General features: G+C 32.7%; 12 protein-coding genes and 1 tRNA gene. 6 read left to right on the top strand and 7 right to left on the bottom strand.

Going from position 1 to position 14,300, the window contains the following annotated elements:
- The first annotated feature begins 31 nt into the window (after window positions 1-31).
- A tRNA-Asn gene (locus B8963_RS02890) sits at window positions 32-105 on the top strand.
- Window positions 106-278: 173 nt separating this feature from the next.
- On the opposite strand, the gene B8963_RS02885 is transcribed toward B8963_RS02890, so the two are convergent.
- The 4 genes from B8963_RS02885 to B8963_RS02870 form a co-directional block, all read right to left on the bottom strand.
- Window positions 279-707 (bottom strand): DUF6526 family protein, encoded by a 429-nt coding sequence (locus B8963_RS02885; protein WP_084059892.1) that lies wholly within the window; start codon window positions 705-707, stop codon window positions 279-281.
- Window positions 708-942: 235 nt separating this feature from the next.
- Entirely contained in the window at window positions 943-3,105 is a 2,163-nt protein-coding gene (locus B8963_RS02880) for a cation:proton antiporter (protein ID WP_234989598.1), read from the bottom strand.
- Window positions 3,106-3,281: 176 nt separating this feature from the next.
- Window positions 3,282-4,823: a vanadium-dependent haloperoxidase gene (locus B8963_RS02875; RefSeq protein ID WP_084059891.1), complete on the bottom strand. Its 1,542-nt coding sequence runs from the start codon at window positions 4,821-4,823 to the stop codon at window positions 3,282-3,284.
- Window positions 4,813-5,679 (bottom strand): transporter, encoded by an 867-nt coding sequence (locus tag B8963_RS02870; protein ID WP_200810817.1) that lies wholly within the window; start codon window positions 5,677-5,679, stop codon window positions 4,813-4,815. Before B8963_RS02870 ends, B8963_RS02875 begins: the two co-directional genes overlap by 11 nt.
- A gap of 398 nt (window positions 5,680-6,077) precedes the next feature.
- Between B8963_RS02870 and B8963_RS02865 the strand changes: the two genes are divergently transcribed.
- The 3 genes from B8963_RS02865 (at window position 6,078) to B8963_RS02855 (ending at window position 9,475) form a co-directional block, all read left to right on the top strand.
- Complete coding sequence (locus B8963_RS02865; protein WP_084059890.1) at window positions 6,078-6,989, top strand: sugar phosphate isomerase/epimerase family protein; 912 nt, start codon at window positions 6,078-6,080, stop codon at window positions 6,987-6,989.
- A 304-nt stretch (window positions 6,990-7,293) separates the two neighbouring features.
- A complete protein-coding gene (locus B8963_RS02860; RefSeq protein ID WP_084059889.1) occupies window positions 7,294-7,857 on the top strand; it encodes a type 1 glutamine amidotransferase domain-containing protein in 564 nt (187 codons plus the stop codon).
- A 94-nt stretch (window positions 7,858-7,951) separates the two neighbouring features.
- Window positions 7,952-9,475, top strand: coding sequence for a GH3 family acyl-acid amido synthetase (locus tag B8963_RS02855; protein WP_084059888.1), 1,524 nt, complete (start codon window positions 7,952-7,954; stop codon window positions 9,473-9,475).
- Between the two features lie 3 nt (window positions 9,476-9,478).
- Here the strand turns inward: B8963_RS02855 and B8963_RS02850 are convergent, their stop codons facing one another.
- The 3 genes from B8963_RS02850 to cls all read right to left on the bottom strand — a co-directional run bounded on the left by B8963_RS02850 (window position 9,479) and on the right by cls (window position 12,120).
- Window positions 9,479-10,129 (bottom strand): hypothetical protein, encoded by a 651-nt coding sequence (locus tag B8963_RS02850; protein WP_143312455.1) that lies wholly within the window; start codon window positions 10,127-10,129, stop codon window positions 9,479-9,481.
- 4 nt (window positions 10,130-10,133) lie between these two features.
- Window positions 10,134-10,607, bottom strand: a complete 474-nt coding sequence (locus B8963_RS02845) for a hypothetical protein (RefSeq protein ID WP_084059886.1) — start codon at window positions 10,605-10,607, stop codon at window positions 10,134-10,136.
- Between the two features lie 91 nt (window positions 10,608-10,698).
- Entirely contained in the window at window positions 10,699-12,120 is a 1,422-nt protein-coding gene (gene cls, locus B8963_RS02840; RefSeq protein ID WP_084059885.1) for a cardiolipin synthase, read from the bottom strand.
- 135 nt (window positions 12,121-12,255) lie between these two features.
- On the opposite strand from cls, the gene B8963_RS02835 reads away from it, so the two are divergent.
- Window positions 12,256-13,824, top strand: a complete 1,569-nt coding sequence (locus B8963_RS02835) for an AsmA family protein (protein WP_084059884.1) — start codon at window positions 12,256-12,258, stop codon at window positions 13,822-13,824.
- Between the two features lie 84 nt (window positions 13,825-13,908).
- Window positions 13,909-14,292, top strand: coding sequence for an arsenate reductase family protein (locus B8963_RS02830; RefSeq protein WP_234989597.1), 384 nt, complete (start codon window positions 13,909-13,911; stop codon window positions 14,290-14,292).
- Window positions 14,293-14,300 lie beyond the last annotated feature (8 nt).

Raw genomic sequence — 14,300 nt, 5'->3', positions numbered from 1 at the left:
TATTTGCAGCCGCTAACGCGATAAAGTACACTCCTCCTTAGCTCAGCTGGTTAGAGCATCTGACTGTTAATCAGAGGGTCCTTGGTTCGAGCCCAAGAGGGGGAGCTTTTAAACAGAAAACCGTTCAAGAAATTGAGCGGTTTTTTTGTTGCTATATGTTTGTGGGCGAGAAGCCTGTGCCGAGCGTAGTCGAGGTAAGCCCAAGAGGGGGAGCAGAGCGATAAAAAGCCTTCAACGAAAGTTGAGGGCTTTTGTGCTTTTATTGTAGTAGTAAGTAATTATACTCTATTAAAATCTGCCTTCCAATTTTTAATTGCCATTTTTATTTCTTTAGCAGATAGTTTTTCTTTCAATGCTTTATCTAACAATGGTAAAAACTCTTCATCACTTGCAAAACGTAATGCTATAATTTGAGACATTCTCAATTCTTTAGGCAATAATTTTCCTGTCATTACATAGTATCTTAAATTTTCTTCCGCTCTTATAGCTCTGTCTTGGGCCTTTAAAGGAAACATTCTAATGTACCATGCCATTATAATCAAGATTATTGCTATTAACACAACTAAGGATGCCAGATATAGGTTTTCTGATGTGGTTCTAAAAAGATGATAAACTGCGCCAATTAACAATGCCAAAAGCGCTAAAAAGAGTACACCGTGAAACCCTACTACTAACCTTCCGTGATTTTTAAAATTCTGTTCTTTCATTAGATTTAATTTATGCTAAAGTTATTTTTATAAATATGATTTTTTTTAAAGCAATTTGCATTATGGTTCAAACTTTGATTATACGAGGTAAAAGTAGGTAACATTTTTCTTAATTTTTGTATGTAAGTGAATAACACATAAAAATGATAATTATGGATACCTTATTAGTGCTTTTGATGTATGCTTTATGCTATGCAATTGTAAGATATATAGCTAAAATATCGAGATGAATATTTTATCTATTTTTGAATACTTTCGCAATGTTTTTTCCAATAAGATCAAGTTTCTCAATAGGTTCAATAAAGCTTGGGTTCATCAAGTTTATTTTTGAGGTGTCCGATACCCCTTCCTGCATTGGATAAATTAAAATAAACGAATGGTTTTGAAAGTTGGAATTTAGATATTCAGGAATATTTAGCATGCTACTTAGGTAAGAAGGGCCTTCTTTTCTGCTAAGCACAAAAATTAAATTATCAGACTTGCTAATGTCTTTTGTAAGACTCAAAAGATTTTCCCAATCATTAAAAGAAATAAATTCGCACTCCACGGGATATTTGCCATGTATCTCTTTTATATACTCTAAGGTCGCCTTTGCAGCATAAAATTTTAGATTGGTACCGGTATTTTGAGCAATATTCCAGATTTTAATTAGCCAGAATGCAAATCCTAGTTCTTTTTCAGCATTGGCAGGTATAAAAATAACATGCCTTTTAATAGTAGATAGGGGTTGGGTAGATTTGTAAATTAGTGTTGTGGTATTACATTTTGATAAAATTCCTTCTGTTAAATCCCCTAAGAAAGAATCGCTTAATCGTTTTTTAGCGTGTAAGCCTAAAATAAGATCTGTGATATTATTTTCCCGTACAATACTATTTATACCATTAATGATACTCAGATCATAACGCAATATTGTTTTTAAATTAGTGTCGGTCGCCGATGCAATAATTTCGGCTTTATCAAGAATTTTTCTTGCCAACTTATCTGCACTTCCGTCATTCGTATTATTGTCAACAATATTCATGGCAAATAATCCCTCTTTGTTTCTTTTAGATTTTACTGCCAATGCAAGCGTAATAAGCTCTTCTGTATTTTCAATATTGCTAATTGGAATTAATATCTTTTCTTGATTTTCTTCGTGTCCCAAATCCATATGGGTAGTTTGGGATAGCACCAAATTCTTGGCACCCTTTTGTGCAACAAAAGAAGCGATAGTACAAGTTACAAGTATCATTAAAATAGTGCCGTTAAGAATAGTTTCATCAAAAAGGCGAATAGGTTCTCCAGAAGTTGTGGTAGCTAAAACAGTGTTGTAGCCCACCAATACAGCGGCAAGTGTTGCTGCAGCTTGCGCATTGCTTAACCCAAAAATTAATCTTCTTTCATCTGCTGAAAAATTGTAGGTTTTCTGAGTTAACCACGCAGCTAAAAATTTTGAAAGCGTTGCCGTTACAATCATTACTAGTGCAACTATGATTGTTTTAGAATCTGTAATAAAAATATGAAAGTCGATTAACATACCAACCCCTAATAAAAAAAATGGAATGAAAATGGCATTTCCAACAAACCCAATCCTATTCATTAAAGGTGAGGTATGGGGAATTAGAGGATTTAATGATAAACCCGCAAGAAAAGCTCCAATAATAGGTTCGATACTTGCCATTTCAGCGAGTACAGCACCTAGAAATACCATTGTTAATACAAAAATGTACTGAGAAATATTATCATCAAACCGCTTAAGAAACCACTTGGCTATAATTGGAAAAAGAAAAGTTACTATTAATCCAAAAATTATAATTCCGAATACTAATTGTAGCCAAAATGCCGTATCTACGTTTCCTTTAGCCATACCTACAATTATTGCTAACACAAGTAGGGCAAGCGTGTCAGTGATCATAGTGCCACCAACCGTAATATTTACAGCTCTATTTTTTGCAATGCCCAGTTTGCTTATTATTGGATAGGCAATTAAGGTATGGGAAGCAAACATACTTGCTAAAAGAAGCGACGAGGCTATGCTAATTTTTAAAATATAAAGACCCACCAAAGTGCCTAAAAACATGGGAATAAGAAACGTATACAAGCCAAAAACAAGGCTTTTTTTACCATTTTTTTTAAAGTCTGCTAAATCTATCTCCAAACCTGCGAGAAACATTATATACAATAACCCTGCAGTTCCTGACAGAATGATTCCATTATCTCGCTCAATTAAATTTAGTCCGTTTGGACCAATTAAGGCTCCAGCAATGATTAACCCAAGCAAGTGGGGAATTTTTATTTTGTTCAGGAGAATAGGAGAAAATAGTATGATTAACAGTATTATAAAAAACTTTAATACGGGATTGGTCAAAGGCAAATTTAACTCTAAGGCATTTAGAATGAGTAAAGTTTGTTGTATCACAATTGTTACGGTTGCCGATGTAATTAAATAATTTATTCAGATAAATTATGGGATAAAATTAAGTTATTAATCTTATTCCTTAGTTTATTTTGGGAGTAATAAATTCTTATTTACGAAAGTGCCCTTGTTGAAGCCACAACAGCAAACTTTATGGTTGGCGAAACTGTTTGAAATGCTTAATCAGATCCATCTAATTTTGCTTTATCTATTGCCAATTGCGCAATTTTTTTACCTTGTTCTGTTCCAATTTTTGCATCAAATGTCCAATGAAGTCCTCCATAAACTCTAGAGATGGCTGCTTCTTCAGCCCAACCACGTACTAAAGTGGCCTTTTCAGGGAAAATATAAGCAAGCACTTCGGCCCCGGTAGCAGAAAAGACACTATGACCAGAGGTGTAGCTTGGAAAATTTGGAGTTCCAGCGATGGTTTTAAAACCTTCAATCATTTGTATAGGTCTCGGATAATGATAATAGTATTTGGTATCCCAACAGCTTATTCCTGCATCCATCATTGCCATGTTTAAATATGCCATTGTTCTTGCAGATCGCAGTGGATTCATATGATATTCCACAATAAATTCATTAGCAAATCTGTTCCAATGTCCGGGTGGAGTATAGGTGCCAGTGCCGTCTTGCCAGAAATTAGAAATTCTTCTTTTTTCTGAAGTCATATTATTGGCGTGATTTTTTAAAATTGCCACATCTTCCAAAAATTCAGCTGAATCAAATTTTGGCGGAGCAACGGGTCTTACGCTTGCAATATTTTCAATATTCCAAGGCGTTACTTTTCCAAAAAGAGGAGTTAACCCAACAGGGCGAACAGGAATCTCTAGATTTTCCCACTGCCAACCAAATCTTTCAAATGCAGCCGCTTTTATGGAATCGGAAACAGCCTTAGTAGTTTGTGCTTTTTTCATGCCGTCGGTAGCAGCTCTGGTCAATGCAAGTTCAGAAATTTTGTCACCAATTGTTGTTCCCGCAGAAATATCACTCTCTACATAACTGCCGGAAAGTAAAAGGCTTTGCAAATGTTCATCTTCTAGTTCTTGTAAATAAGCTACTTCTAAAGGGAACATAGCGGATAGTATTTTTTTAGACACTCTTGCAATAACAGCACCATCTGATGGGTATGATGGAATATTGTTTTCTGGATATGCATGTACTATGCTGTTATCATAACGATATGGAGCAGCTCTATTAAAAAGATATTTATAATGCCAAGCAGAAATTAATCCATCATATTGCGCTACAGAAAGGTAAGCTAATGCTCTACTTGCATATGGCGGATGCGCAAACGGAAATGCAGGAGGCCCTTCTGGATTATTTGCATTTGGCAAAGTATAGGAGCCATCCTCATTGGGTCCGGGAATTAAATTGTATTTAGCAATGAGTTCTAAAGTAATCTCATTCCATCTAACTAATGGGTTGTTGGTCCAGTAATTAATGGCTTTTTGTTGATTAGGCTGTATACTTGTTATTGCTTCCTTAAGTTTAGATACTTCATTTTTGTACGTATCTGAATCAACATTATCTGGAGATTTAATGATTAAAGCTGAACCATTTTCAATTAAAATAGGCTTCCAGTTTCCACCATTTTCATCAACGGTAGAAAATTCGTATTCCTCGTAGCTTAAATAGGTAGGGATGTCTTTTTCACATGATATACTTAGTATACCAATTGCGAAAAGCAATGATTTTATATACTTTTTACTTTTCATTTGGTTCTGCATTTATATTTTTAGCGTAATTAAACTGGTAATTTAATCCAAGCCCCGAATTACTAAATTTTCCAGTATTTAAACCATTTACCACATTGTTATGGTAAGCTAATACACCCAATCCTTTTATACCTTTAAAGTAATATTGTGCGCTAAGTGCTATTCGGTCTATGTTTACCCTATTGGTAGGTTGAGGTGCGTTATATGCTCGTATATTGTCGCCACTAGTAGATCTAATCCCGATATAACTTGCTTCTATTTTTAATCGGTTATCTATAAGCCATACCCCTAGTCCTCCTTCAAAATTCCATGCGTTAGGAACATCCATGATGTTAGAGTAAAAACTTCCATTATTGTAATAGTAATCACGTTCCGCTTCTGTATATCCTCGCCAAAAGTAACCGACCATAGCTTGTGCGTAAAATCCATTTTTAAATTGAAATTTTGCAATCTCACGAATTCCAAATTCGGAAGTGCCTAATCCAATGCTATAGGGCATGTAATCGGATAAATAATCGCTAGATGGAGTTGCAAAAGATAATGTGGTGAATAGGCTCAAATCACCAGAATCTAAGGTTTTTTCTGTGGTACGATATTTAAACGCGATAGCAATATCTTGTAACCCTTTAGCACCAGCAAAATGTCCACCATTGGGTTCTGATGATGCTGTTTTTATGTAAGGAAGGCTAATATATGCGTTGAGGTCTTTAATAATGCCAATGGCCGCCATTGTAGTAATGGTTTTTCTCGATAAGGTACCAATCGAGGCATTTTTTCTTAAATAATTACCTTCCCAATATTGGTTGAAGTTTCCAGATTCATAACTAACAAGAATACAAATGTTCTTACTCGGCATAAGTAGTGCATCTGAGGGTGATTGGCTAAATGCTGAAAGACTATTTAGTGAAATTAAAAGGATGAGTCCAACGTTGAAAATTACTTTATTTTTTGACCTAATAAGGCAAAATAATCGTAAAAGTTGAATATTAGTTTTACAAATCAAATTAGAATAATTAAGATATTATCGACCAAATTAATTCTAAATAGCATTGCTAAAGATTAACGATAAATTAATGATAATTATCAAAAAGTTAATAGTATAAATAACAAGATAACTGAGCTATTAAATGTCTATCCTTATTTTCAAACGTTATAGTAAATTTTGTTTCAGATTAGTCCGTTCTTTTCTACAAATTCTCTTTGTAATATTTTACCTTAGACTTTCAACTTAATAAATAATTCAAAATTTATATCATGAAAAAACTATCGATGTATTCGGTTTTTATAGTAGTACTTGTGCTTGGTATTTCTTGCAAAGAGAACAAGAAGGAAGAGACTACAAAAGATACCACTGATGAAATTGTAACAGAAACCAATTTTGGGGGCTTGGCTTTGTATACCCTTCGAGATGATATGGGTGTAGACCCAAAAGCAGTACTGCAGGAAGTCGCAAATGATGGTTACGCATATATTGAGGCTGCTGGGTATAATGAGGGCAAATTCTATAATATGTCTCCAGAAGATTTCGCTAATTTATTAAAAGAACTAGAATTAACACCTGTTAGCACCCATCATTCTGATGTAACCCTGGAAAACGCTGATGCCATGATGAAAGATGTTAAAACTGCTGGTTTTGAGTATTTTGTTGTACCTATTCCACCAATGGGGTTATTTCATTTTGATGATGCAACTATGACTATGAGTATGAGTGGTGGAGCAGAGAATTTATCGAATATTGTAAATACATTAGGTGAAAAGGCTCATGCCGCAGGTCTTAAATTGTTATATCATAATCACGATTTTGAATTTAAGAAAGATGCTGATGGGATTGTGCCAATAGAATATTTACTAGAGCATTCAGATCCTAAATATGTTAACTTTCAAATGGATTTATTTTGGGTAACTAAAGCGGGTGCGGATCCAATAGCATATTTTAAAAAATATCCAGGACGTTTTAAAATATGGCATGTAAAAGATATGGATAAAGAGGGTAGGTTTGCTCCTGTAGGCAACGGTACTATAGATTTTGCTACAATATTGGCAAATAAGGAACTTTCAGGTATGGAATATTATATGGTAGAACAAGACATGACATTTGACGGAATGAAACCCTTAGAAGCTATTAAAATAAGCCATGAAGGGTTAAAAAATATTGGATTTAAATAACTTATTCAAGATAATTTCGGAATAATAAAGACCAACACAAATCTATGTTGGTCTTTTTTTTGTAGAATAGTCAAAATTAGTCATAACTATCACTAACAGCTTTTCAAAATGGAACTTAAGTATATACATAAGTTTAAGAAATAAATTTTTCATAAAAAATAACATTCTAAAGTTAAAACATTTGTAATACAGTTCATTAAATACGTATTTGAGCAAAACTCTTCATAGTGTCATTTGTAATTTTATATCAAATATCATTCTAGATATTTTATGAAAAGGATTATTGAATTTTAAAAATTACACTATGAAATTACAAAACAAAAAAGTAGCTATTCTTGCTACAGACGGATTTGAAAAATCTGAATTATTCGAACCCTTAGAAGCATTAAAAAAAGAGGGTGCAATGGTTGATATAATCTCTATAAAAGAAGGTGAAATAAAAAGTTGGGATGATAAAAATTGGGGAAAATCTATCACTGTAAATAAGTTGGTAAAAGATACTAAGGAGTCTGATTATAACGCTCTGGTTTTACCTGGTGGTGTTGCTAATCCGGATACGTTGCGAACCGACGAAAATGCTTTACAATTTATCCGCAGTTTTTTTAAGAGCCATAAGCCAGTTGCGGCCATATGCCATGCTCCTTGGCTGTTAATTAGCGCAGGAGTTATTCAAAATAGAGAAGTAACGTCGTATAAGAGTATAAAAGACGATATTTTAAATGCTGGCGCGACTTGGATGGATAAAGAAGTTGTTGTTGATAACGGTCTAGTAACGAGTAGAAATCCAAACGATTTACCTGCTTTTATTAGCAAAATTATTGAAGAAATCCGCGAAGGTAAACACGAAGAACAAGTAGCGAATGCATAATCTTTTGTCCATTAAATTTTAAAACTGAATTTAAAAAAATCGGTAAAGAAAAATCACTCTTTCCGATTTTTTTATAAACTAAACACTAATTAATATGGCTATTCTAGGTGAAATAATAAAAGGCGTTATTGATTTAACAGATAAATTTTCAACAGAATCTAATCCTGTTGAGGAACAAAAAGAGGTATTGAAAAGTCTATTAAACTCAGCTAAAAATACGGCTTTTGGCAGGCGTTATAATTTTGAAAAAATCTTGAATGAACAGGAGCCATCAACACTATTTGCGCAGACGATACCCTACTACGATTATAATAAAATAAATAAAGAATGGTGGTCTAAATTGCACGATGGAGAAAAAGATATTACTTGGCCAGGGAGACCAGATTATTTTGCCCTAAGCTCTGGAACCACAGGAAAAACGAGTAAGAGAATCCCTGTTACAAATGATATGATCACCGCCATACGTAGCGCTGGTATTTCTCAGGTAGCCGCTTTGGCCAATTTTGATTTACCCGCTGCATTTTTTGAAAAAGGAATTTTAATGTTAGGTAGTTCTACTGATTTAACGGAAAAAGATGATCATTTAGAAGGAGAAATTAGTGGTATAAGTGCTAGTAAAATTCCGTTTTGGTTTAGAAGCTATTATAAGCCAGGAGAAGAAATTTCTCAAATTGATGATTGGGATGAGCGTGTTCAGAAAATTTCAGATAATGCCAAGAATTGGGATATTGGAGCACTAAGTGGAATACCATCATGGCTAGAGTTAATGTTGCAAAAAGTAATTAAAGACCATAACGTAAAAAACATACATGAAATTTGGCCAAATTTACAAGTATACACCTCTGGAGGAGTGGCTTTTGGGCCATATGAAAAGAGTTTTAATGCGCTTATGGGTAAGCCAATTACAGTGATTGATACTTATTTGGCATCTGAAGGTTTTATCGCCTTTCAAGAACGCCCAGAAACCCATGCTATGAAATTAGTAACTAATAATGGAATTTATTTTGAATTTGTACCATTTAAACCAGAATACATACAATCAGATGGTTCGCTTACAGACGATGCCCCAGCATTAACATTAGCCGAAGTAGAAAAAAATCAAGATTATGCATTGGTTATTAGCACCGTATCTGGAGCGTGGCGCTACTTAATAGGCGATACAATAGAGTTTATAGATATTGAACGTGCTGAAATTAAAATAACAGGCCGAACAAAATTCTTTTTAAACACTGTTGGCTCTCAATTATCGGTAAATAAATTGGATGATGCAGTTAAACATTTGGAAACTGTTTTTAAGGTAAAAATTCCTGAATATACTTTATGTGCAAAGCGTTTTGATGATGATTTTTATCATAGTTGGTATTTGGGTTGCGAGAATAATTTAGATATTGAAAAGGTAGTTGACGAACTAGATTCGTATTTAAAGGATGCTAATAAAAACTACAAAGTTGCCAGATCAAAGGCATTGAAAGGTGTAAAAGTGAATTTGGTAGCTCCTAATGTTTTTCACGAGTGGAATGGTGCCAATAAGAAAAAGGGTGGGCAAGTAAAAATGGAACGTGTAATGGGAGAAGAAAAATTTAAGGAGTGGGAAGACTTTGTGCTAAAACTAGCTTAAGGCTTAGTTGTTTTTTGACTGATCTCTTTTTTCTACGAGAATCATAATTTCATCGGGCGATAAGTAATACTTTTTTATTCGGTTTTTGTAACTATCAGATAAATCAGTATTATTTAAAATAAAATTTTTCGTTTCCAAAATATAGGCATCCATGTTCTTATCCACCGCATAAGTATCTGCTGCTCTTTCTGCAGTTTTAATAGCATTATCGGAAAAAAAGTATCGTGCACCAAACCATATAAGGTTTAAACTACTCCGATCTCTGTAGTCCATAATATGCCCTAGTTCATGACCAAGCCAACCAATCATAACATTTTCGGGAATATTTTCCGTAGAGAATTTTTTTCCTTCAATTTCAAAAGTTCTACTAATTAAAATTTTGTATTTTCTATTTGATTTGGATTTAAATAAACTCAAAAAATCTGGTTGCGCCTGCATTATAGATTTATCAATATGTTCTTTAAATTTAAATTCAATTGCAGTGTTTTTTAGTTCCGGATAATAGGAAAGGGCAGTTAATGCTTCATGTGTTATAGATTCTGGTATAATGTGCTGCTTTTTATTTTCTTGCATCTGTAGGGCTAAAAATAAGAGTATTAAAACACAAAAAGTGGCATAGTGCCACTTTTTGATGTTGATTTTCTTTGTTTTCAAATTCTTAAAATTGGTATCTAATACCCAAAGCTATATCTAAATCTAAGTCATCAGAATAACTATCGTTAAAACCTAATTCAGGTCGTACGTCTAATGATAAAATAAGCGGAATATCAAAATTATACTCAATTCCTATATCTCCTGCAACCAATGCAAAAGTGCCATCATTATTATTGCCAGCATCAAAAGATCCAACACCTGCACCTACGCCAACAAACCAATTAAAATTACCTTCTATAGGCATAACCCATTGGTATAGACCTACAAGTTTAAAGGCATCAAAGTTTTTTGAACTTCTCCAACCTAAATCAAATTCTAATCTATTATTCTCTTTTAAATAGTGCTGATAAGAAACTTCTCCACCAAACCCATCGTTATCTCCAACACGAATACCTAAGGCATTTTTAGAGATAGATTGTGCTTGTACAGCCACAGTCGTTAAAATAAATATTGCAATTACTCCTACTATTTTTTTCATATTATAAAATTAATTTAGTTGAGGGTCAAAGATAATTCTAAACCTTGTTAAAATTTACTCTATTTGATTTAATAATTGATTCTTTTGCGTTTTATAAAAGTGGACTAAAAAATTTGGCTATCCCTTCTAAAAATTTATTCAATATAGACCGTTCTTTAAATGTACTATAGTCAATAGAGATGTTTGTTGAGCAATAAGATTTAAACTCATCGCTAATGGTTTTGGTTACTTTTTCGTTATAAATAAGTGCATTAGCTTCAAAGTTGTGTTCAAAGCTGCGGTAATCAAAATTTCCAGAACCTACAGAAGCTAGTTTTTCATCAATAATGATGACTTTACTATGTGAGAAATCTTCACGTAAAAAAATTTGCACGCCAATAGCTAGTAATTCTTCAAACCTAGAAAACATACTATATTTTGCCATTAAAGAATCGGAATGTTTCGGAACGAGCAAGTATATTTTTATTCCGCTTAAGGCGGCAATTTTTAATGCTTGTAGAACAGTGGTGCCTGGAATAAAATATGGATTTGCTATGTAAATAGATTCTACTGCACTATTAATCATAGCAATATATTGCTGCATGATAACGGGTTGCTTGGAGTCGGGTCCTCCAGAAACAATTTGCACTACACTATCTCCTTTGGATTGTGATGATGGTAAATATTTTTCGTTTAAAAGCATTTCTTCATTACTGGCAAAATGATAATCTTTAATAAATACGCGATGTAGGCTATTCACTACTGGTCCTTCAATTTTTAAGTGTAAATCATTCCAAACGCCCAATTCGGAAATTGCTTTTATATATTTATCGGAAACGTTTACACCGCCAATAAAACCTATGGTTCCGTCAACGATAACAATTTTTCTATGATTACGATAATTAAGCGTAAAAAGTAGATTTCCAAATCGTAAAGGCATCATAGGATAAGCTTTAACACCTATATCTTTAAATTTCTTAATTGTTTTTCCTCTAAATCCAAAGCTTCCTACTGAATCATAAATAAGTCGGACTTCTACTCCTTCTTTAATTTTTCTTTTAAAAATTTCATAGAAACGTTCGGTAAGTTCCCCTTCTTTAAAAATATAATATTGTAAGTGTATAAACACTTTGGATTCTTCTATGGCTTTAAAAATAGCATCAAAAGTTTCAATGCCGTCGTTTAAAACTTTTACATCATTACCTCCATAAGGTAGAAAAAAAGTGTTGTTTTTAATTAGCTTTCCAAGCTTTGGATAGTCGAATGAATTAAGGCTTATCGAATTTTTAGTATTCTTTAATTCATTATAGGTTTCATTGTAAAGTTTACGTTTTTGAGTTTGCCGGAGCGTAAAAAATTTAAACTTTCGCCTGTTTACACCAAACAAGTAATATAATATAGGCCCTGCAAATGGTAATGCTAGTATGGCTAATAACCAACTTAAAGATTTTGTAGGTCTAGAGCCATAAAAAATAATACTTAACGCAGACCACAAGGTAACAATCAAGTAAACAATTAATAAAAAAGTTTTCATAATAATAGGGCACTAGTTATAAGTTCCAAATTAAGGATTTCTAACTAGAATAGTTTGGTTTTTAATCATTCAGGTTAAACTTAAAATGGATTGAGTATTTGAACACCATTAAAAAATTAGAAGTTTATCACTACAATGAAAAATAGAATAATTACGTATCGGTACAAAAAGTCAATGCTAATAGTAGGTGTTGTATTTGCATTGGCTATAATTGCCTATTTGGCGCTACAATCTTTTGTCTCCACAAAAATTCAAGATGCTATTAAGCAGGACTTAGGTGAAAAGGTGATAATTAATTATAAAGATATTAAGGTAAACCTTTTTACTAGTCAGGTAAGCTTACATGACGTTCATGTACTACTTAAAGATGCTGATACTCCAAATCATGAATTTGCAATTACAAAAATTGCTGTGAAAGGATTAAGTTATTTTCAACTATTAAATTCGGGTGCTATTGAAATAAGTAATGTGGTTATTGAAAATATAAAGTCTACTATATATTTTAATAAAGAGCAATCATCAAATAAAACCAATATAAAAACAACAATAGAAAAAGCTATAAAAATTAATAATCTAGATATTAATAATGCATTTTTTACTATAAAAACCTCAAAACAAGATAGTACTTTTTGCCAAGTGGATAATTTTACACTAAAAATTAAAAACTTTAGCTTGACTAATGATGTTATCGCTTCTCAAATACCTTTTTTATTTGACTCTTTTGCGCTAAAAACAGGAAATGTGTTTTTAGTTATGAATGAATTTGAAAATATAAACATAGCAAGTATAGCTCTTGATAATGATTTAACTATTCAGAATTTTTTACTTAAAACAAAGTTTACTAAAAAACTATTATCGCAAAAAATTACAACAGAACGCGATTATATAGATTTGAAAATTCCTTTGATCAACGCGTCTAATTTTAATTTTAAAGGGCCTGAAAACAATTTTCATCTTGAAGCATTAACTGTTTTATTTGAAAATTTTAATTTAGATATCTACCGGAATAAATTGGAGGCAGATGATGTAACGATAAAACAGTTTTTCAGTAAAAAATTAAAGCAACTTTCTTTTCCAATCCATTTTCCATCAATAAAAATTACTAATGGCCTTGTTAAATATTCCGAATTAGTTACAGAGCAAGCGGTACCTGGAGAAATTGTTTTTACGGAGCTAAATTCCGAAATTTTGAATGTTTCTAACAAGGCTTCAGAACCTATAATTTTTACGAATACAGCAAAACTTATGGGAGCGGCACCAATTAAAGTAGATTGGACTTTTTATACTGAAAATGAGGTGGACTTATTTAAAGCATCTGGAGTAATTAAAAATTTTGAAACTACCGCAATAAATTCTTTTTTAGAACCTAATCTGCGAGCTAAAGCCAAGGGCACTATAAATGAATTGTATTTTACTTTTAGCGGCGATTCTTATGTTTCTAATGGCGATATGAAGATGAAGTATCAAGATTTTGAGTTTTTAATACTAAAAAAAGATAGGTTAGGAGTAAGCAAGATACTTACCGCTATAGGTAATCTTTTTACTAACGATGGTTCTAATACCGACGATAATGGCTATCGCTATGGTGCGATTAGCGTTAATCGAGATGCTACAAAATCGTTTTTTAATTATTTATGGATTAATGTGCAAGATGGCATTATCTCCACATTAACAGGTAATGGTAAAAAAGACAAAAGAGATTAGTATCGTAAAAGGATTAATAATAAAATGGAATGTGCCAATGGTTTGATTTTTAGCATAGTAATTTCGTTGTAAAACTAAGTTATTATGGCTATGGGAGTAATTTCAACAAACAAAAATAAAATCACTTTATATTACAATTCTGAAAACTCAATTGGGCAACAATGTTATGCCTATGTGCAATCTTCAGACAAAAAAGTTTTAGGAATAGATGTGTCTAAAACGAAGGTTACTGGAACACAATGGTCCGAAATAGCCGAAAAAGTTGGAATTCCGATTATCGATTTGATAAACGTTGAGCATCCTGATTTTATAAATGAATTTGGAAAAAGTAAGGTAGATTTAGAACCACAGGATTGGTTAAAAATTATCGATAAAAATCCAAAACTATTCCATTATCCGATAGTTATACATGGTGAAGCCTTTCACCAATTAAAATCAGGTTCCGATTTTAAAAAGTACTTAGAATAAGATAGCGC

This window comes from Cellulophaga tyrosinoxydans, assembly GCF_900176415.1.
GTDB classification, from domain to species: Bacteria; Bacteroidota; Bacteroidia; order Flavobacteriales; family Flavobacteriaceae; genus Cellulophaga; species Cellulophaga tyrosinoxydans.
Note: the sequence above shows the minus strand (reverse complement) of the source record. Positions and strands in the feature narration are given on the sequence as shown.

Excerpts from the sequence above, each read along its gene's own strand:
- B8963_RS02885 (WP_084059892.1), bottom strand. The coding sequence starts at position 707 with ATGAAAGAACAGAATTTTAAAAATCACGGAAGGTTAGTAGTAGGGTTT.
- B8963_RS02875 (WP_084059891.1), bottom strand. The coding sequence starts at position 4,823 with ATGAAAAGTAAAAAGTATATAAAATCATTGCTTTTCGCAATTGGTATA.
- B8963_RS02870 (WP_200810817.1), bottom strand. The coding sequence starts at position 5,679 with ATGCCGAGTAAGAACATTTGTATTCTTGTTAGTTATGAATCTGGAAAC.
- B8963_RS02865 (WP_084059890.1), top strand. The coding sequence starts at position 6,078 with ATGAAAAAACTATCGATGTATTCGGTTTTTATAGTAGTACTTGTGCTT.
- B8963_RS02860 (WP_084059889.1), top strand. The coding sequence starts at position 7,294 with ATGAAATTACAAAACAAAAAAGTAGCTATTCTTGCTACAGACGGATTT.
- B8963_RS02855 (WP_084059888.1), top strand. The coding sequence starts at position 7,952 with ATGGCTATTCTAGGTGAAATAATAAAAGGCGTTATTGATTTAACAGAT.
- B8963_RS02845 (WP_084059886.1), bottom strand. The coding sequence starts at position 10,607 with ATGAAAAAAATAGTAGGAGTAATTGCAATATTTATTTTAACGACTGTG.
- cls (WP_084059885.1), bottom strand. The coding sequence starts at position 12,120 with ATGAAAACTTTTTTATTAATTGTTTACTTGATTGTTACCTTGTGGTCT.
- B8963_RS02835 (WP_084059884.1), top strand. The coding sequence starts at position 12,256 with ATGAAAAATAGAATAATTACGTATCGGTACAAAAAGTCAATGCTAATA.
- B8963_RS02830 (WP_234989597.1), top strand. The coding sequence starts at position 13,909 with ATGGCTATGGGAGTAATTTCAACAAACAAAAATAAAATCACTTTATAT.